The 19,057-nt window shown below is 40.8% G+C and carries 18 protein-coding genes; 13 read left to right on the forward strand and 5 right to left on the reverse strand.

Translation table 11 applies throughout. The features are described from left to right. Positions 1–171 precede the first annotated feature (171 nt). From F986_RS08900 to F986_RS08950, 11 genes are all read left to right on the forward strand, one after another. Positions 172–810, forward strand: coding sequence for a CDP-alcohol phosphatidyltransferase family protein (locus tag F986_RS08900; RefSeq protein WP_004694207.1), 639 nt, complete (start codon positions 172–174; stop codon positions 808–810). A gap of 24 nt (positions 811–834) precedes the next feature. Further along, the gene (locus F986_RS08905) at positions 835–2,583 is read left to right on the forward strand and encodes a bifunctional alpha/beta hydrolase/class I SAM-dependent methyltransferase (RefSeq protein WP_004694210.1); all 1,749 of its coding nucleotides are present in this window, start codon (positions 835–837) and stop codon (positions 2,581–2,583) included. 77 nt (positions 2,584–2,660) lie between these two features. Beyond that, positions 2,661–4,019: a phosphatase PAP2/dual specificity phosphatase family protein gene (locus F986_RS08910; RefSeq protein ID WP_004694211.1), complete on the forward strand. Its 1,359-nt coding sequence runs from the start codon at positions 2,661–2,663 to the stop codon at positions 4,017–4,019. Continuing rightward, positions 4,016–4,450 (forward strand): hypothetical protein, encoded by a 435-nt coding sequence (locus F986_RS08915; RefSeq protein WP_004694212.1) that lies wholly within the window; start codon positions 4,016–4,018, stop codon positions 4,448–4,450. The genes F986_RS08910 and F986_RS08915 overlap by 4 nt, the downstream gene beginning before the upstream one ends. Positions 4,451–4,506: 56 nt before the next feature. Next, a complete protein-coding gene (locus tag F986_RS08920) occupies positions 4,507–5,205 on the forward strand; it encodes a lysophospholipid acyltransferase family protein (protein ID WP_004694214.1) in 699 nt (232 codons plus the stop codon). Continuing rightward, positions 5,202–6,146, forward strand: coding sequence for a phosphatidate cytidylyltransferase (locus F986_RS08925; protein ID WP_004694216.1), 945 nt, complete (start codon positions 5,202–5,204; stop codon positions 6,144–6,146). Before F986_RS08920 ends, F986_RS08925 begins: the two co-directional genes overlap by 4 nt. Before the next feature lie 262 nt (positions 6,147–6,408). Further along, positions 6,409–6,894 (forward strand): NUDIX hydrolase, encoded by a 486-nt coding sequence (locus F986_RS08930; protein WP_004694219.1) that lies wholly within the window; start codon positions 6,409–6,411, stop codon positions 6,892–6,894. Positions 6,895–6,898: 4 nt separating this feature from the next. Further along, a complete protein-coding gene (gene mnmA, locus F986_RS08935; protein WP_004694222.1) occupies positions 6,899–8,032 on the forward strand; it encodes a tRNA 2-thiouridine(34) synthase MnmA in 1,134 nt (377 codons plus the stop codon). A gap of 13 nt (positions 8,033–8,045) precedes the next feature. Then, positions 8,046–8,777: a high frequency lysogenization protein HflD gene (hflD, locus tag F986_RS08940; protein WP_004694223.1), complete on the forward strand. Its 732-nt coding sequence runs from the start codon at positions 8,046–8,048 to the stop codon at positions 8,775–8,777. A 57-nt stretch (positions 8,778–8,834) separates the two neighbouring features. Next, a complete protein-coding gene (gene purB / locus F986_RS08945; RefSeq protein WP_004694225.1) occupies positions 8,835–10,223 on the forward strand; it encodes an adenylosuccinate lyase in 1,389 nt (462 codons plus the stop codon). A gap of 97 nt (positions 10,224–10,320) precedes the next feature. Then, positions 10,321–10,977, forward strand: coding sequence for a DUF2238 domain-containing protein (locus tag F986_RS08950; protein ID WP_004694227.1), 657 nt, complete (start codon positions 10,321–10,323; stop codon positions 10,975–10,977). A gap of 131 nt (positions 10,978–11,108) precedes the next feature. On the opposite strand, the gene F986_RS08955 is transcribed toward F986_RS08950, so the two are convergent. The 4 genes from F986_RS08955 to F986_RS08970 form a co-directional block, all read right to left on the reverse strand. Beyond that, a complete protein-coding gene (locus tag F986_RS08955; RefSeq protein ID WP_004694228.1) occupies positions 11,109–11,360 on the reverse strand; it encodes a hypothetical protein in 252 nt (83 codons plus the stop codon). A 175-nt stretch (positions 11,361–11,535) separates the two neighbouring features. After that, positions 11,536–12,780 (reverse strand): FAD-dependent monooxygenase, encoded by a 1,245-nt coding sequence (locus F986_RS08960; RefSeq protein WP_004694231.1) that lies wholly within the window; start codon positions 12,778–12,780, stop codon positions 11,536–11,538. After that, positions 12,777–13,985, reverse strand: coding sequence for a 2-octaprenyl-6-methoxyphenyl hydroxylase (gene ubiH, locus F986_RS08965; RefSeq protein WP_004694232.1), 1,209 nt, complete (start codon positions 13,983–13,985; stop codon positions 12,777–12,779). The genes F986_RS08960 and ubiH overlap by 4 nt, the downstream gene beginning before the upstream one ends. 388 nt (positions 13,986–14,373) lie before the next feature. Further along, entirely contained in the window at positions 14,374–15,699 is a 1,326-nt protein-coding gene (locus F986_RS08970; protein ID WP_080631517.1) for an ISNCY family transposase, read from the reverse strand. Between the two features lie 186 nt (positions 15,700–15,885). On the opposite strand from F986_RS08970, the gene F986_RS08975 reads away from it, so the two are divergent. Continuing rightward, positions 15,886–16,275: a tautomerase family protein gene (locus F986_RS08975; protein WP_004694234.1), complete on the forward strand. Its 390-nt coding sequence runs from the start codon at positions 15,886–15,888 to the stop codon at positions 16,273–16,275. Between the two features lie 150 nt (positions 16,276–16,425). Next, positions 16,426–17,751: an ISNCY family transposase gene (locus F986_RS08980; protein ID WP_080631517.1), complete on the forward strand. Its 1,326-nt coding sequence runs from the start codon at positions 16,426–16,428 to the stop codon at positions 17,749–17,751. A 273-nt stretch (positions 17,752–18,024) separates the two neighbouring features. On the opposite strand, the gene F986_RS08985 is transcribed toward F986_RS08980, so the two are convergent. Next, the gene (locus F986_RS08985; protein ID WP_004694235.1) at positions 18,025–18,771 is read right to left on the reverse strand and encodes a phosphotransferase family protein; all 747 of its coding nucleotides are present in this window, start codon (positions 18,769–18,771) and stop codon (positions 18,025–18,027) included. Between the last annotated feature and the right edge of the window lie 286 nt (positions 18,772–19,057).

The raw sequence follows: 19,057 nt of genomic DNA on the forward strand, positions 1-19,057 counted from the left end.
GCAAAGCCTTTGCGTTTTTTGTTCGCATATCATATTGCCTGACGATGCTGTGAATATAAACACCGAAAATTCATACAAGGAAATCATTTAATTTTTAGCCTTTTAATAGCACTTGATAAACCTTGTGCAATCTGACTAAAATTTCAACAACTATTATTAATTATTAAAACGATGCCATCTATCTATCAATTAAAACCAGCATTTCAAAATCTATTACGACCTTTTGTACAACTGTTATATAAATGTGGAATTACAGCAAATCAAGTCACTTTATTGGCGATGTTTATTTCAATTTGCTTAGGCTATTTCTTATATTGCTATTATCTGACTCATCCTATTTCATGGTTATTGTTGTTATTTCCATTGTGGATGCTCATTCGTATGGCCTTCAATGCAATTGATGGCATGTTAGCGCGTGAGTTTAAACAGCAGTCCAACTTGGGCGCTTTTTATAATGAATTGTGTGACATTATTTCCGATACTGCACTCTATCTTTGTTTTATTGCCTTTGGTTTTATTAATGCAAAACTATTATTGCTTGTCATTTTTCTTGCCCTGCTCAGCGAATATACAGGTGTAATGGCGCCACTTATTGGCCAAGAACGGCGTTACGATGGCCCAATGGGTAAAAGTGATCGCGCTTTTTGGCTCAGTTTAATTGCTGTTATTATTGTGATATTTCCGTACATCAGTACAAATCTACAACTTCTCAGTAGAATTTGTAATGGCATTCTTATTCTCATTGCTCTACTGCTTCTGCTCACCATATTTAACCGAATTAAAAATAGTTTAAAGACAACTTCTTCATAATTTTATTATTCAGAGTAAAAATAGATGTATAACAATAGTCAACACACTTTTACCAGTCATGATGGGACCGAACTGTTTTACCAACACTGGGCAACGGCTACACCATCTACAACAAAAAAAGCCATTATTCTCTTTCACCGTGGCCATGAACACTCGGGGCGTATGGCACATTTAGTTAACGAACTTAATTTACCAGATTTCAATTTCTTTGCATGGGATGCACGTGGCCATGGTCATTCGCCCGGTGAGCGAGGTGATGCGCCAAGCTTTTCTGCATGTGTCAAAGACATTCAAGTTTTCGTACAACATATTGAACAGCAATATGCCATTTCTGCGGAAAATATTGCCGTAGTCGCTCAAAGTGTTGGTGCTGTTTTAGCTGCAACTTGGGTGCATGATTATGCACCTAGAATTCGTGCGCTCTGCTTAGCCTCTCCTGCTTTTGATATTAAATTATATGTGCCTTTTGCTGAACCAAGCTTAAGGGTGATGGCAAAGTTGCGTGGCAATTTCTTTATACAAAGCTATGTAAAAGCCAATATGCTCACGCATGATAAACAACGTGCTCAAAGCTATGATACCGACCCCAAAATTGCCAAAGCGATTTCAGTCAGAATGTTATTGGGGCTATATGATGCTTCAAAACGTATTGTCGCGGATGCACAAAATATCTTTGTTCCAACACAAGTTTTATGTTCAGGCTCAGATTTTGTGGTCTTCCAAAAACCGCAGCAACAGTTTTATCAAAAACTACCGCATCCCAAAAAAGAATTTCATATATTAGATGGCTTCTTTCACGATACTTTGGGTGAAAAAGACCGTCATATAGCGACTGAAAAAATCCGTCGTTTTATTCAGCAATGTTTTGCTGTGGAATATCAAGCACCTGATCTTTTAAATGCAGATAAAATTGGTTCAAGTTGTGCCATTGCTGAAAACTTAAGTTCTCCATTGCCTGTGAAATCCATGAAGAATGCATTTTGGGAAATCACCAAAAAGAATTTGAAAATCGGTAGCCAATTGTCTAAAGGCTTAAAAATTGGCGAAGATACAGGCTATGACTCAGGTAGCACTTTAGACTTCGTTTATCGCAATCAAACTGAAAGTAGCAACCCAATTGGTAAAATCATTGACCGACAATATCTCAATGCGATTGGTTGGCGTGGTATTCGTGTCCGTAAACAGAACATTGAACATCTGGTGCAGAAATACGCTGACATTCTTATCAAAAAACGTAAACCACTCAGAATTATGGATATTGCTTCAGGACACGGTCGTTATATTTTAGATGCGGTTACACAACTTCCGAAACGCCCAGACTCGATTTTATTGCGCGATTATAGTGATATTAATGTCCAAGCTGGGCAACAAATGATTGCAGAACGAGGCTTAAGTGATGTCGCTGAATTTGTTCAAGCCGATGCATTTGATACACAATCCCTTGCATCTGTTAAACCGAAACCGACGTTGGCTGTCGTTTCTGGTTTATATGAATTGTTTAGTGATAATGACCTGCTGCGACAATCACTGGAAGGCTTAAGCAAAGCCATCCTCAAAGATGGTTATTTAATTTACACAGGTCAAATTTGGCATCCTCAGCAAGAATTTATTGCAAGAGCTTTAACCTCACATCGTGAAGGTGATGCATGGGTCATGCGCTTACGCTCTCAAGCAGAAATGGATGCTCTCGTTGAAGCTGCTGGCTTTAAAAAAGTAGATCAATGTATTGATGAGTTTGGAATATTTACCGTGTCCGTTGCCCAAAAGCTTTAAAATCACAGGATGACATGATCAGTCTTTGAATCATGTCATCCATGTAAAACTTTAAAATAATAATCTGTGGACGTTTTATGCAAATACTGAAAAAAGAAACAGGCACTTGGAAATGGGGAATCCTGTGTTTGATTTTCCTTGCACCGTTTTTCTTTCTCACTTATGGATTTGCAAATCACTATGCATCGCAACTGCCCAATGTGCCGAGTATTGTCTATGACTGGGAAAAACACATCCCGCTTTGGTCATGGAGCATCGTGCCATATTGGTCCATTGATCTTTTTTACGGTCTATCTTTGCTGTTATGTTGGAATAAATTTGAGCTGAAACAGCATGCACTTCGGCTATTTAGCGCACAGCTAATTTCAATCAGTTGCTTTCTTCTTTTTCCACTCAAATTTAGTTTTGAACGACCACCTTTAGATGGCTTTTTTGGCCTATGGTTTGATGTTTTGATGGGTTTTGATAAACCTTTTAACCAAGCACCTTCTCTCCATATCGTTTTATTGGTCATCCTTTGGGACTTCTTCCGCAGACACAGCTCAGGTCAGTGGAAATACTTTGTCGACCTTTGGTCATTTTTAATTGGCATATCGGTACTCACCACATGGCAACATCATTTTATCGATATCCCAACAGGTTTATTGGTAGGCGCATTATGTCTTTGGTTGTTCCCGATTACGGCAAAATCACCCTTTAAAAAAGATGGTTTGCAGACTTTAACGCCAAAGCATTTAAAGTTAGGCAGTTATTACCTATGCGGCACATTACTTTTCCTAATCTTGGCCTATCTGTTCCAACCTTGGGGATTATGGTTACTTTATCCAGCAATCAGTCTATTTGGCATTGCTTTAAGCTACTATTTAGTTCGCCCTCATTTCTTCCAAAAGCAAGCAGATGGAAGTTTGAGCATTGCCGCTACAATGTTATTTGCCCCTTACCTAATCTTTGCGTGGTTGAACAGTCGAATCTGGACAAAGAAACATCCCGAAGACTCTCAAATTTTAAAAATTGAAAACACGACCATTTTTTTAGGGCGCATCCCAACACGTTCTACAACACAAAAATATCAGGCCGTTTTTGATTGTGTTGCAGAGTTGCCAGTGAATTCAAAAAATTCATATTTTCAATACTCAAGTTTAGACTTAATTCCTTTACAGGCCGACCAACTTCAACATGCGGTTGAAGTGTTCAACCAATTAATGACAGCAGCTTCAAGCCAGAGCACACAACAGCATGTATTAATTTACTGTGCGCTGGGTTATTCCAGAAGTAACGCTATTCTCTGCGCTTGGCTTATGCAACAGCAGCATGCAACACAGGTAAATGAGGCCATTCAAATAGTTCAATCCGCTAGACCATGGGTTAGACTGAACGACGTACAAATCAAAAATCTCAATACTTATCAGTTAAAACTCAAAGGATCGGCCTCATGAAAATGCACTTTTATGTGGCGGCAAAACTTTTATCTACAACGTATGGTTTGTTATTTTCAGGCTATATCGCGTTTGTCTTAACTATTTTGGCTATACTACTTAAAAGCTGGCAATCTCTTGAGTTTTGGATATTAATTTTTTTATGTTTCGGTTTGATGGCGATACAGCATTACCTAGCACTCAGGTTGAAATTTGATGCTGAACTCATTGAAGTGATTGCGCAACAATCTAATACAGTAGCCATCGAAGACTTAACGCAACAGTTTGATCACTCATTACTGCAATTTAAGCTCATACCAAAATCGAAAGTGGGTCGAGATTGGTCTTTGCGCTTTGCAGGCTGTTTCCGTTTGTTTAAACTGCAAATAACTGTATTGTTTATACAATATATAGTTCTAATGATTCTAATTTATAAATTATTGGCACAATAAACCTCTTTCTACTGGCTAAAAGTCCATTGAAATTATTGATAAAATTGGTTTATGCAATGAATAAAACTCCGCTTCAAAACGAGAAAAAAACAGCTTTAGAGCAACCTCAAAGTCATTTTGCGACTCATTCTATCGCCCGTTTAATTGCATTTTTTACACGGCGTGGAGCGCGTCTGCTAACGGGTACACGTAGTTTATGGATCGGTTGCCAGCCTGTGCCCAAACAGCGTATTTATTACGCCAACCACAATAGCCATATCGACTTTATACTGCTGTGGTCATCTTTGCCGACAATCATGCGACGGAAAACCAAGCCTGTGGCTGCTTCTGATTATTGGCTGAAAGATGGCTTTCGCCAATTCCTTATTAAAGATACCTTCAATGGTATAACGATTCAGCGTAACCGAGATGATCATACTGATCCATTACAACCCGTTAAAGATGCGCTTGAACAAGGTTACTCGATTATCTTTTTCCCTGAAGGTACGCGCAATCTAAATGATGATATTGAATTACTACCCTTCAAAAGTGGCTTATATAATTTGCACAAACAGTTTCCAGACATTGAAATTGTTCCCGTTTGGATTTCAAATTTAAGACGGGTTATGCCCAAAGGCGCATTTATCCCTCTACCTTTGCTTTCTACCGTATGTTTTGGTTGCCCTTTAGAGCAACATTTAGACATGGATAAGGCCATCTTTATAGATTATGCGCAAAAACAATTATTAAAATTAAAAGAGGTTGAAAATCAATGATGTTAGACAACCTTAATAAAACCTATGCCCTATTTGCTATTTTTGCAGGCATTTTAGTTTTTGCTTCAACTGTTGGTTTTATTCTCAAACAAAAAGCAGGCTCTCAATCTTCACCAGTTATCGATAACTTAAATGCACGAATCAATGCATGGTGGGTCATGCTCATCGTGATTGCTGCTGCAATTTTACTCGGAAAAACCGCATTTATTGTATTATTTGGAATTATCTCTTTGTTTGCCCTACGTGAGTTCATTAGCTTACTGCCGACCAGACGGGGCGATTATTTTCCATTACTGATTGCATTCTATTTTGTTATTCCCTATCAATATTATTTGATTTATACCGACTGGTATGGCCTGTATTCAATCTTTATTCCGCTCTATGTATTTTTATTAATTCCTATTGCCAGCTTAAAACAAGAAGACACCACCCATTTTCTAGAACGTAGTTCAAAAATTCAATGGGGGCTCATGGTCAGCGTATTCTGTATTTCACATGTTCCAGCATTGTTGAATTTGAAACTCCCAGAGTTTAAAGGTGAACCGATTTGGCTAGCCATTTGGTTAATTATGGTGGTTCAAGCCTCTGACGTGTTACAGTATGTGTGTGGAAAATTATTTGGCAAACACAAAGTTGCACCCGTTTTATCCCCATCAAAAACAGTCGAAGGCCTACTCGGTGGTATTTTCTTAGCCACAGCTTTAGGGACTGCAATGGCTTGGTTAACACCGTTTAGCTATGTTCAAGCTGCTTGTATTGGATTGGTTGTTTGTATCTTTGGCTTTTTTGGCGGCCTCGTTATGTCTGCGATTAAAAGTGATCGTGGTGTTAAGGATTGGGGACAACTCATTCATGGCCATGGCGGAATGCTAGACCGCATTGATTCTATTTGCTTTTCTGCACCTATTTTCTTTCATATACTTAGATATTGGTGGAGTTAATTGGCAAATTGGGTTAGACAAATATTTAAACGATAAATTTCCCCCAGACCAACCCAATTTCAGCACTCGCTTGGCTTGCATTCTGCCTCATGATATTTTGTCGATGCTGTATAATGTCTATGTGGTGTTACCTTACAAGCGCCCTTTTGTCATTTTTTATTTTCTTAACCGCTTCCTAACACTTCTCAAACCAAAGCAAATCTCCATAGCCACGCACGGCTAAATTTTGTAGAATAGCCCTTTTACCCCATGGTGCTTTTATATGACCGCTTGGACAGCTCACGTCACCGTCGCAACTGTTGTTGAAAAAGACGGAAAATTTCTATTTGTAGAAGAGCATACTGCGGGTGTGACACACACTGTATTTAACCAGCCTGCAGGCCATGTTGAATCAGGTGAAACACTCATCGAAGCTGCCATTCGTGAAACTATGGAAGAAACTGGACATGAAGTGTCTATAGATGCGTTATTGGGCATTTATACCTATACACCACCCATGTTTCCAGATCGCACGTATTATCGTTTCTGCTTTTTAGCGCAGTCACTTCATCACAGTTCAACCGCTGAACTCGATACAGGTATCGTGGGTGCAGTATGGATGACTTTGGATGAACTACTCGAAACGGCCCGTGCACGTAGTCCATTGGTGATTAAAGCGGTTCAAGACGCACTCGCGGGTCAAAAATATCCTTTATCGCTCGTTTATGAGCACCAAAATTCTCCCCTTATTTCAAGTTTGGATGCCTAGTCCTATGCAACAACGTGTCATCGTCGGTATGTCGGGTGGTGTAGATTCATCTGTTTCTGCTGCTCTTCTTCTTCAACAAGGTTATCAAGTTGAAGGTCTTTTCATGAAGAACTGGGAAGAAGACGACGGCACGGAATACTGCACAGCTATGGAAGACTTAGCCGATGCTCAAGCGGTCTGTGACAAACTAGGGATTAAGCTACACACCGCTAACTTTGCTATGGAATATTGGGATCGTGTATTTGAGCATTTCTTAGCGGAATATGCTGCAGGCCGTACTCCAAACCCAGATATTTTATGTAATAAAGAAATCAAATTCCGTGCGTTCTTAGATCATGCTATGCAACTGGGCGCAGACTTTATTGCGACTGGTCACTATGCACGTCGCGGCGAAACTATGACCAACTCTAAAGGTGAGGAATACGCACCTTTACTGCGTGGTTTAGATAAAAACAAAGACCAGACCTATTTTTTACACGCTGTGCATGGCCGTGAAATTAATAAGACGTTGTTCCCTGTAGGGGAAATTGAAAAGCCTGAAGTGCGTAAAATTGCGGAACAATATGACTTAGTCACAGCGAAGAAAAAAGACTCAACAGGCATCTGTTTTATTGGTGAACGTCGTTTTAATGACTTCTTAAAACAATACTTACCTGCACAAGCTGGAAAAATCGTCTTAGATGATGGCAAAGAGGTTGGTGAACATCACGGCTTAATGTACTATACGCTCGGTCAACGCGGTGGTATTGGTATTGGTGGTTTGAAAGGTGTGGCTGAAGGCGCATGGTTCGTTCTACATAAAGATATTGAAAACAACCGTTTGGTGATTGGTCAAGGTCATGAACATCCACTGATGCAAAGTACTGCGCTTTGGAGTGAAACGATTGACTGGGTCGCAGGTGAAATGCAGATTCCTGAAACAGGTTTCCGTTGTACCTCTCGGACGCGCTATCGCCAAGATGACCAAGATTGTGTGATCTTTAATGATCCGACTACCCCAGGTGGCGTACGTGTTGAGTTCGATGAACCCCAACGTGCCGTGACTCCGGGTCAGAGTGTCGTATTCTACTCAGGTGAAGTTTGTTTAGGCGGTGGCGTGATTCATCATACCAATGCTCCTAAACCTGATTTTATTTAAAGGATTTTAAGACATGGCTGAGTTACCGTTTCAACAGCCTCAAACTTTGAACGATCGTCAAAATAGAGCTTTGGCGTTAGCGGCTGTTTTTCAGTCCGCGCAACTGACGCATATGACTGCCTTGAGTGGTCAGCAAAGTATTGGGGAAAGCGGTAACTTCTATTTAGAACAGTTGATTAAAGCCAGTTTAAATATCCGACCGAAGGGCAACCAAAGCGGACAAACTTTAGACTTTTTTCATCAGCTGGCGGACATCTCCTTAGGACTAAAAACCTTAGAAAGTAGCATTACCCAACCCTTTAATACCTCACCAAAAACTCGAATTCCCAAATTATCCACTGCTAAACTTCCCATGACTTATGCCATGGCACTCTTACAACTCGAAAAGAAAGTGTATAGCAACCCCAAATTCGTTGAAATTATTGAACAGTCCCAACAAAAAATCTTAAGACAGCTTTCTTTTTTCGATAATAACTATTTACACCCAAGCATCATTGCCAACCTCGCACAAACCTATGTCGACACTGCTGGGCAAATTAACCCACGCATTATGGTGCGGGGCAATGCAGAAGCATTTAAAGATTCATCGCATACCAACCGCATTCGTGCGTCCCTCTTTACTGGCTTACAAATGGCACATTTATGGCGTCAGCTCGGTGGAAGTTCATGGGGCATGGTGTTTAGTAAACGCAAATTGCTCAAAGATATTCAAGATCTCGCTCGTTTACAGTATCAGGTGATTTAACACATGATCGACGGGCTTTTTAGTTTTACGTTTAATTCCAAAGTTTAAGGAATCGCTATGAACGCTTTAACCGCACTTTCTCCATTAGATGGACGCTACGCTAGCAAATGTGATGCGCTTCGTCCTTTCCTCTCTGAGTTTGGTTTAATCCATGCTCGTGTGACTGTTGAAGTGCGTTGGTTACAAGCGCTTGCAAACCGTCCAGAAATCACTGAAGTGCCTGCTTTCAGTGCTGCGACCAATGCTGCACTTGATGCAATTGTTGCTGACTTTTCTGAAAACGACGCCAACCGTATTAAAGACATCGAACGTACCACGAACCATGACGTTAAAGCCGTTGAGTACTTCCTGAAAGAAAAAATTGAAGGCATCGAAGAGCTTAAAAATGCGAGTGAATTCATTCACTTTGCATGTACGTCTGAAGACATCAACAACTTGTCTCATGCATTAATGCTGAAAAGTGGTCGTGATGTATTGATTGCATCTATGCAGCAAATCATTGACTCAATCGTGGCATTGTCTGAAAAGCATGCTGACCAACCTATGTTGTCTCGTACACATGGTCAGACGGCAAGCCCAACCACTTTGGGTAAAGAAATGGCAAACGTAGCTTATCGTCTTGCGCGCCAAATCAAACAATTCAAACAAGTTGAGCTTTTAGGCAAGATTAACGGTGCGGTAGGTAACTATAACGCTCACCTTTCTGCTTACCCAGACATCAACTGGCCTGCACACTCACAAGCATTCGTTGAGTCTTTAGGTTTGAGCTTTAACCCGTACACCACTCAAATTGAGCCGCATGACTACATGGCGGAACTATTTGATGCTTTACGTCGTTTCAATACGATTTTGATCGACTTTAACCGTGACGTTTGGGGTTATATCTCGCTTGGTTTCTTCAAGCAAAAACTCAAAGATGGTGAAGTGGGTTCTTCAACGATGCCACACAAAGTAAACCCTATTGACTTTGAAAACTCAGAAGGTAACTTAGGCTTAGCCAATGCAGTACTGGCACACCTTGGCGAAAAACTTCCAATTTCTCGCTGGCAGCGTGACCTAACAGACTCAACTGTACTACGTAACATGGGTGTTGGTTTTGCACAAAGCTTGATCGCTTTTGAAGCTTGTTCAAAAGGCATTGGTAAACTTGAACTCAATGCTGCACGTATTGATGAAGACTTGAACAATGCGCAAGAAGTTCTAGCTGAACCAATTCAAACCGTAATGCGTCGTTACAACGTTGAAAAACCATACGAAAAACTAAAAGCATTAACTCGCGGTCAAGCCATGACACGTGACATGATGGTTGACTTCGTCAATGGTAATGAACTTGAAGCTGTGCCTGCTGCTGACCGCGCACGTTTAGCGGAAATGACACCTGCAACCTATACAGGTAACGCAGCTGAACAAGCAAAACAAGTTGCTGACTTAATTTCTAAAATCTAATTTTTAGAAATTGAAAAAAAGCGGAGCTTCGGCTTCGCTTTTTTATCTATAATGCAAACAAGAATATCCTAGATGCATAATTGAAAAACCAATAAAAATGATGACAATCTTGAAAAGTACAACAACGAAAGCTCACATTGACTATCAACTGAAAAAGCCGCATTGGATTGCGCTCATTGTACTCGCTGTCGCCATTGCTTTCGCATCGATCCACCCCCTTGAACTCAGCTCTTATATTTTGCATCAGGTCGGAACCGTATTCATGTTGGTGACGCTGATCCTTTGCCTCTATAAAATGGGGCTCAGCTTAATCAGTTTTAGGCTTTATATTGGTTTTTTGCTGATTCATATACTCGGTGCGCATTATCTGTATTCTTATGTGCCCTACAATGAATGGTCAATCCAATATTTAAATCTAGACATCAACCAGAGTTTCGGTTGGACACGTAATATGTATGATCGCTTTGTACATTTAGCGTACGGTCTACTGCTCTACCCATTTTTCTATCGTCTGTTTCAAGTGTGGTTACCCCAACTTTCTAAACTCACCCTATTCTTGCTGGTCATTCAATTTGTGATGGCAAGTAGCCTCATTTACGAATGGATTGAATGGTTTATTGCGATGGGCTTATCGCCTGAAGATGCTGAAAACTACAATGGGCAACAAGGTGATATTTGGGACGCGCATCAAGACATGCTTTTAGCCACAGTTGGCGCAATCATCACAGGCATAGCCTGTCTATTGAAAAAGTAGTCCTTTTCTCTACCATTCGTCTAGCACAACAATTAACGACGATACAGGACTCATTCAAGCACAAGTGACTTGGACATCAGTTTTAAAAAAACAAAAAAAAACACCACGTCAGGCGTGGTGTTTTAACTCTATTAGTCTTTCGCAGACTCATCTGTTGGCACTTCAGTAATTCGGCCACCGCGAGCAAGGAATGCCGCAACTTCGTCTTCAAGTGCTTGGCGTTGTTTTAATTTTGCAGTCACCGTAAGTGTTTCAGCTTCGGCAACATCACCATCACTTGCAGCATTATCAGAAGAATCTGATGCGCCTTTTTCCGCTGCTTGAGCTTCGTCTTCGTCGACTGCTGAGTCTTCTACATCATCATAATCATTTGAATCAGTCATCTTAATCTCCCCACAAATGACATTTTAGGTTCCCATGAATTACTGGTTTCCAATTATGTTGAAATTTAACAAGCTCTCAGCCTTTCGCATAGTCTTATTCAACGGAAAATCGTATCTTTTTTAATCAAAATCGTAATCTTATTTTACGACTGCCTAAAAAATGACACTTCCGTTCTTAGACAGCATAACGCGTCTCTTTGAGCAACCCTAAACCATTGGCCTGTGCCATAAAAGCATCTTTTAATACAGGCAGTTTTTCAACCTGTTTCAAACCAAAGTTTCGCGCCCATACCAAAGGAAAGAGTTGTGTGGTTTCCATCCAACCGATGGCAGACATGCTATGCATCATGGCATCATTTTGTCCTTTACGGCGGTGTTCATAACGCTTCAGTGTTTGCTCATGTGCCCACACGCCACGTGCTAGATCATGTAGTAATACATCACACAGTACAGCCGCATCAAGACAACCAATATTCACCCCCTGTCCTGCTAAGGGATGAATCACATGAGCCGCATCACCAATTAAAGCCAAGCCCGCTTTAACATATTGCTGTGCAGCACGTGCTTTGAGTGGGAAAGTGGCACGCGGTGTCGCTTCCAACACTTCGCCTAACATGTGATGACTTTCTCGCGTTAACAGCTGGGTAAATTCAGCATCTGAAAGTGCAGCATATTCTTCTGCATAATCATCGGGGAGCGTCCATACTATAGACTGCCAATGCCCTGCTTGCTCTGGTTTTAAACTTGCCATTGGTAAAAATGCTAAAGGCCCCGTTTCTAAAAAAATCTGACGTGCAACGTGTTGATGAGGCTGAGCTGTACGAATGGCACAGCTTAAACCAGCCTGTTTGTAATCCAGCACATCGATATCGATAAACGCTTGTTCCCGTACAAAAGAGTTTGCACCATCAGCACCAATCACCAGTTTGGTTTTCAACACCGTACCATCGGCCAAATGGATATACCACATCCCAACACCTTCTTCGACACGCGCAACTTTAACTTGGGTGCGGTAATCGTTGAGTACAGCAAGCATCTGCTGTTGAATCGCTAAATTAAGCAAACTTGGCTCAACCATAGAACCGAGGGCTTGTTCGCCTTGTGGTTCCTGCTTGGACGCATGACCAAAGTTAATTTCACCATAGCCATTTTTATTCCACACCTGCATGCCACTATACGGCATCTGGCGGGCAATTTTATCCCAAACATCAACGGTTTTAAGTAGGTGTATCGTCGCTTGACTGAGTGCCAAGACACGTGGGTTTGCAACACTTAAGGTCTTGTGTTCATCTAAAATAGGTGCAGCATCCAATACGGTAGCTTGCACACCGCCTTGTGCCAAAAGCAAGGCGGTCAGTCCACCAACCAAACCACCGCCAATAATCACCACATCTAAAACATCAGTTTGAACATGACTCATGCTTTTAGCCCCATGGCATAGTTGGCAACGAGTGGTTTAATGCCTGGAATCGTATCAAACGCGACCAAACCAGTATTACGAATAAATTTTAAGATTGGATTGCTATTGCTAAAGCCTCGCACCACCGAATCACAGAACTTAATCACGCGTTGTTGATCGGTCAAACGTGAAGCCTCATAGGCTTGCAATATCTCAGCATCGCCCAAGTCGGCATTTTGCGCAATTTGCTCCGTTAAATAACGGACCAAAACGTGCGCATCTCGCATGCACAGGTTAAAACCTTGCCCCGCAACGGGGTGAATGGTATGCGCAGCATTGCCCATTAAGACCACACGTCCTACGGCCTGCTTTTCTGCTAGCACTTGTGACAATGGAAAACTAAAACGCTTACCTGTTTTTTGAAACTTTCCTGCACGGTCGCCATAAGTGTCTTGTAAGGCATCTAAGAAATGTTGATCATTTTCATCGCCCAACCATTCACCTTCTGTGCCTTTTTTCACAGGCCAAACTACTGAACGACGGTATTCACCTGGAAGCGGCAACAGTGCCAATGGTCCTAAACTACTAAAACGCTCAAAACCTACATGGTTGTGCGGTTTTGAGGTTTGTACCGTGGTCACAATAGCGACTTGATCATAATCATGTTCCGAAGCGCCTATTCCTAAGGCTTTACGGCAGAATGAATCACGTCCATCTGCAGCAATGACAAGTTTTGCTTGTAATGACAGTTGTTCTTCTCCACGACTCGCTTCTATGTAGGCCATATCGGCATCTTGGGTCAGTTGAGTGACTTGCAGACCATCAATCAGCTCAATGAATGGCTGTTTTTGAACTTCCGTCAGTAGCACACGACCAAGCCATGCATTTTCGATGACCTGCCCGAAGCTTTCGACTTTTTCTTGTTCTGCTTTGAGTCGAGCTTTACCAAAGCTACCTTGTTCGGTGATATTTACTTCAAAAATAGGCGTTGCATGTTCTTGTAAAGCGCTCCATAAACCCAGTTCTTGGTAAATTTGAACTGTACGACGAGACAGTGCGCTGTTTCGTGCATCAAAACTAGAATGGTATGGCGCAAGGTTTACATCATCATAATTTGGGTATTTGATCGCCTCTAAAAGTTTCACCGCAATGTTTTGTTTCGCTAACATCAACGCCAGACTCAGTCCGACCATACCACCACCGACTATGATGACTTCTTGTTGCATGCTTCTATCCTTTTTATGGTGTACCTAAAGTAAAAAACTTCAAATACCTATAAGTTTTAATGGATTTATATTACATCAAAGATTTTCTTTTTTATAATGAAATGGATGTTTTTACGTACTTTCACAGTAAAGTGCCCTGCCATGATTTCTGAAAAGACAGTTTTTTTAATTTTCATCAAAACTTGTTCAGAACACTGTTTAAGCAAACTTATGAAAAATCTGGAGCTCTGATTAAATAGTAGGCGTGGAACATGAAGAATCAATAAAAAGCCGTTCTAGGGTTCAGAGCACTAGAACAACTTTAATTAAAGTATTGATTAAGAAGGATAAATTTCAATATGTTATTCCAAAGTAGAAATGTCCTACCTTAAAACCAAATAGAAATGTCCTATATGGACATTTCCAAGTCAAGCACAGGATTTAGATTTCGTTGTTCAATCGCTGTTTTCTGTGCACGTCTGCTTGGCATCTTTTGAGAACGATTACGTTTGTTTTGCTGTTCCAGTTCTTCATGCTGTTGTTGGATATGATTCAGAACAGCACTCAACCGTTTATTCTCAACAATCTCTCGCTGATTCAGCTGACTTAATTTATCGAAGAGGCTGTAATTGATCTTTCGGCTATTATGCATGATGGCTACAGTACCATCCGGGTATTCCAGGAACTCAAGATACTTACCGATCAACCTCTGATTTTCTTCGGTGTTTTCCAAGAGATATACGCATTTATCATAAGTAATCGTCAGGCTATTCGTGACTCTGCGGGGTTCACGCCAGGTAAAAATATCATCTAATTGCTCGGCTGTTTCAGTGACAGAGCGGTGTAAGTTCTTAGGATTAAAGGCCATCTTTGCAAACTTGAGATTGAACTGCTCAATAAAGCAGGGCAACCACTTATTCGCATCTGCAATCGAACTGATACCTTCCAGACGCATCTCCTTAATCAGACGATCCTGAAGTGTCCTGTTGGCCCGTTCCACACGTCCTTTGGCCTGCGGTGAATTGGCGAAGATGATATCGATATTCAGGGTGCTGAGTACACGTCCAAACTGGGTAATCTTGGTGTCTTTCTTGCTGCTTTGATTCACTCTAAAGACTGAATGTTTGTCGCTGTAAAACGCTAAAGGCTTACCGTGCTGTTCGACATATAAACGTGTTGAAATCATATAGTCAAAAGTTGATTCTGACTCACAGAAGCGTAAATGCTGTAATTTGCCTGTGGCATCATCAATGAACACCAGTAGGCAGCATTTAGCAGCGCGTCCTTCAAACCAGTCATGGTGTGAGCCATCAATTTGGATCAGCTCACCAAAGCAATCCCGGTTGTAACGAGGCTGATACGGGCGCTTCAGGCGCTTGGATCGAGGAATCCATAAGTCAGCTGCAATCATCCAGGAACGCAGGGTTTCTACTGAAAGATCGAATCCATGCACGGTGGTGAGCTTTTCATGCGCTAAAGTGGGTCCGAAACCATGGAGTTGGTCAGAAATAATATTGAGGCATTTGAGTCTGAGTTCTTCAGGAAGTTTGGAATTGCTGATTTGGCCACGACCGGCATGGGCTAATGCAACTGGACCTTGGGCTTTGTATTTCTGCAGTAAGCGTCTGATCTGACGTTCTGAAATATGAAGTAGCTGAGCAGCCTGGGATTGAGTTATGCGTTGATCGCAGATTTCCTGCAAGACCGACAATCGTTTAAGTTCTTTATCCGACATAGACACCAACATATCAAACCGTCCGCTAAGGAAATCGCAAAAGTGCATATTCTAAAAGCGGACATTTTTACTTTGGAGAAACCGGACATTTCTATTTTGGAGTTACATCTGTTATGCGTATAAGCGCCATTATGTTAAATAGGGGAGAAACTAAGCTAAAATTAGGGTTTTAATTTAGAGAAAGTAATGTCTCAGATAAAAATTTATGCTTTAAATGAAACAATAGAATTACATCGTGATAATTTAAGTAAAGCTATCCATCAGGCTTTAGTTAAAGAATTAAAATACCCTGAAGAGAAAAGGTTTCAACGTTTTATCGCACTAGAATCCAAGAATTTTGTATATCCAGTAGATCGCAGTAAATCTTATATAATTATTGAAATTTCTATGTTCGATGGACGAACAAAAGAGACTAAAAAAGCATTTATTAGGTCTCTATTCGAAAATATAAACAATCTATGCGGTATTGATTCAAATGATGTTGAGATAACTATATTTGAAACTCCTAAAGAAAACTGGGGCATTAGAGGGAGAAGTGCGGATGAACTACAGTTGAATTATAAGGTAAATGTTTAAATTTTCTAAAATTAACATAATACACCTTATACGAAATTATTGATGTAACTCCAAAATAGAAATGTCCGGTTTCTCCAAAGTAAAAATGTCCGCTTTTAGAATATGCACTTTTGCGATTTCCTTAGCGGACGGTTTGATATGTTGGTGTCTATGTCGGATAAAGAACTTAAACGATTGTCGGTCTTGCAGGAAATCTGCGATCAACGCATAACTCAATCCCAGGCTGCTCAGCTACTTCATATTTCAGAACGTCAGATCAGACGCTTACTGCAGAAATACAAAGCCCAAGGTCCAGTTGCATTAGCCCATGCCGGTCGTGGCCAAATCAGCAATTCCAAACTTCCTGAAGAACTCAGACTCAAATGCCTCAATATTATTTCTGACCAACTCCATGGTTTCGGACCCACTTTAGCGCATGAAAAGCTCACCACCGTGCATGGATTCGATCTTTCAGTAGAAACCCTGCGTTCCTGGATGATTGCAGCTGACTTATGGATTCCTCGATCCAAGCGCCTGAAGCGCCCGTATCAGCCTCGTTACAACCGGGATTGCTTTGGTGAGCTGATCCAAATTGATGGCTCACACCATGACTGGTTTGAAGGACGCGCTGCTAAATGCTGCCTACTGGTGTTCATTGATGATGCCACAGGCAAATTACAGCATTTACGCTTCTGTGAGTCAGAATCAACTTTTGACTATATGATTTCAACACGTTTATATGTCGAACAGCACGGTAAGCCTTTAGCGTTTTACAGCGACAAACATTCAGTCTTTAGAGTGAATCAAAGCAGCAAGAAAGACACCAAGATTACCCAGTTTGGACGTGTACTCAGCACCCTGAATATCGATATCATCTTCGCCAATTCACCGCAGGCCAAAGGACGTGTGGAACGGGCCAACAGGACACTTCAGGATCGTCTGATTAAGGAGATGCGTCTGGAAGGTATCAGTTCGATTGCAGATGCGAATAAGTGGTTGCCCTGCTTTATTGAGCAGTTCAATCTCAAGTTTGCAAAGATGGCCTTTAATCCTAAGAACTTACACCGCTCTGTCACTGAAACAGCCGAGCAATTAGATGATATTTTTACCTGGCGTGAACCCCGCAGAGTCACGAATAGCCTGACGATTACTTATGATAAATGCGTATATCTCTTGGAAAACACCGAAGAAAATCAGAGGTTGATCGGTAAGTATCTTGAGTTCCTGGAATACCCGGATGGTACTGTAGCCATCATGCATAATAGCCGAAAGATCAATTACAGCCTCTTCGATAAATTAAGTCAGCTGAATCAGCGAGAGATTGTTGAGAATAAACGGTTGAGTGCTGTTCTGAATCATATCCAACAACAGCATGAAGAACTGGAACAGCAAAACAAACGTAATCGTTCTCAAAAGATGCCAAGCAGACGTGCACAGAAAACAGCGATTGAACAACGAAATCTAAATCCTGTGCTTGACTTGGAAATGTCCATATAGGACATTTCTATTTGGTTTTAAGGTAGGACATTTCTACTTTGGAATAACAACAGACATTTTAATTGGTGAATAACAAACAGTATTAGAATTCAATCAAAGTGCTTCTAGCTCCTTTAGCACAATCCTCAACGTTCGAATTGCGGAAGCACGAAAAACAGCATTTGTCCCATCAGCAGAAGGATTTTTATCTGTCCAAGCGATTGCTGCAAGACATTGAATGCCAACATAGAATAGAAATTTCATTTTAGGCACAGTCTGCTTATACGTACATACCTAACCCTCTAAAAAAGCATTTCGTAATTCTAAATCAGAGAAATCTATATCCACCCAAATAATTTTAGCTAAATCATAGACCTCATCTCCAATACGAGCAGCCTCGAAGTCTATAATACCCGAAACCCGATTTTCTCTGTCTACAAGGATATTTCGACCAATATAGTCACAATGCAGTAAATGAAGCTGTGTCGGCTCACATATCGCTTTAGCGTATTTTCGTAACTGATTCAATTGGTCGCAAAACTCATGATAATCAGATGACAATGGATTTATACGTGACATCCATTTTGAGATCATTAATTCTAATTGTTGCTTCCACAATACCCAATGTGTTGATAAGCCATCACGATCTTGCCAGAACCTCATATTCAATATGCGCGTTTGTGGAAGCGCACGATGAAGTTCGCCCAAAGCTCGTCCTGCATTCCCAAGCAAAGAGATTTTCTGTACCCGCGTACAATTTTTTAATACTTGATCGACTTGCCTACCTTCTATGGCACTCATGACAAGGATAGAAGAACCTTCCCATTCAAACTTATTTAATACCTTTGGTGTTAGTGGAAATTCTTTGAGAGCGTCTAAGATTTCACAGTAACGATCATTAGCCGTTTGATTATTTGCTATTTTGATAAAGACTTCTCCTTGAGAGGATTGCCCTTGATACACTGAAGCCCCATTTCTCTGTGTAACTAAATCTAACGTCTTTGCCTGAATCCTATGCTTTAAATCAGATAAATCTTTCATGCTGCCTAATTTCTGTTGTGAATAAAAATGATGATGAAATAACTAAATTTTTTTATTTATAAATATTAGAACTATTGCAAAAGTCAAAAAAACGATCATTTATTGGCAATATAATGAGTGTTGAATGTCACTTTTCTCTTGGTGAGAACGTCAGGATGAGGGATGATTCTTCATATAAATCCTCTCCCTAGCCCTCTCCTTTGAAAAGGAAAGGGAACTTTCATTGTGATTTCAATACAGTTCAAAAAACGACTTATGCAAGAACACTATTCTACTTGTCTATTTA

Origin of the sequence: Acinetobacter johnsonii CIP 64.6 (genome assembly GCF_000368045.1) — a bacterium.
Lineage (GTDB): Bacteria > Pseudomonadota > Gammaproteobacteria > Pseudomonadales > Moraxellaceae > Acinetobacter > Acinetobacter johnsonii.

What these genes read in the sequence shown, in the direction of transcription:
- F986_RS08900 (WP_004694207.1), top strand. Translation starts at nt 172, where the DNA reads ATGCCATCTATCTATCAATTAAAACCAGCATTTCAAAATCTATTACGA.
- F986_RS08905 (WP_004694210.1), top strand. Translation starts at nt 835, where the DNA reads ATGTATAACAATAGTCAACACACTTTTACCAGTCATGATGGGACCGAA.
- F986_RS08910 (WP_004694211.1), top strand. Translation starts at nt 2,661, where the DNA reads ATGCAAATACTGAAAAAAGAAACAGGCACTTGGAAATGGGGAATCCTG.
- F986_RS08915 (WP_004694212.1), top strand. Translation starts at nt 4,016, where the DNA reads ATGAAAATGCACTTTTATGTGGCGGCAAAACTTTTATCTACAACGTAT.
- F986_RS08920 (WP_004694214.1), top strand. Translation starts at nt 4,507, where the DNA reads ATGAATAAAACTCCGCTTCAAAACGAGAAAAAAACAGCTTTAGAGCAA.
- F986_RS08925 (WP_004694216.1), top strand. Translation starts at nt 5,202, where the DNA reads ATGATGTTAGACAACCTTAATAAAACCTATGCCCTATTTGCTATTTTT.
- F986_RS08930 (WP_004694219.1), top strand. Translation starts at nt 6,409, where the DNA reads ATGACCGCTTGGACAGCTCACGTCACCGTCGCAACTGTTGTTGAAAAA.
- mnmA (WP_004694222.1), top strand. Translation starts at nt 6,899, where the DNA reads ATGCAACAACGTGTCATCGTCGGTATGTCGGGTGGTGTAGATTCATCT.
- hflD (WP_004694223.1), top strand. Translation starts at nt 8,046, where the DNA reads ATGGCTGAGTTACCGTTTCAACAGCCTCAAACTTTGAACGATCGTCAA.
- purB (WP_004694225.1), top strand. Translation starts at nt 8,835, where the DNA reads ATGAACGCTTTAACCGCACTTTCTCCATTAGATGGACGCTACGCTAGC.
- F986_RS08950 (WP_004694227.1), top strand. Translation starts at nt 10,321, where the DNA reads ATGATGACAATCTTGAAAAGTACAACAACGAAAGCTCACATTGACTAT.
- F986_RS08955 (WP_004694228.1), bottom strand. Translation starts at nt 11,360, where the DNA reads ATGACTGATTCAAATGATTATGATGATGTAGAAGACTCAGCAGTCGAC.
- F986_RS08960 (WP_004694231.1), bottom strand. Translation starts at nt 12,780, where the DNA reads ATGAGTCATGTTCAAACTGATGTTTTAGATGTGGTGATTATTGGCGGT.
- ubiH (WP_004694232.1), bottom strand. Translation starts at nt 13,985, where the DNA reads ATGCAACAAGAAGTCATCATAGTCGGTGGTGGTATGGTCGGACTGAGT.
- F986_RS08970 (WP_080631517.1), bottom strand. Translation starts at nt 15,699, where the DNA reads ATGTCGGATAAAGAACTTAAACGATTGTCGGTCTTGCAGGAAATCTGC.
- F986_RS08975 (WP_004694234.1), top strand. Translation starts at nt 15,886, where the DNA reads ATGTCTCAGATAAAAATTTATGCTTTAAATGAAACAATAGAATTACAT.
- F986_RS08980 (WP_080631517.1), top strand. Translation starts at nt 16,426, where the DNA reads ATGTCGGATAAAGAACTTAAACGATTGTCGGTCTTGCAGGAAATCTGC.
- F986_RS08985 (WP_004694235.1), bottom strand. Translation starts at nt 18,771, where the DNA reads ATGAAAGATTTATCTGATTTAAAGCATAGGATTCAGGCAAAGACGTTA.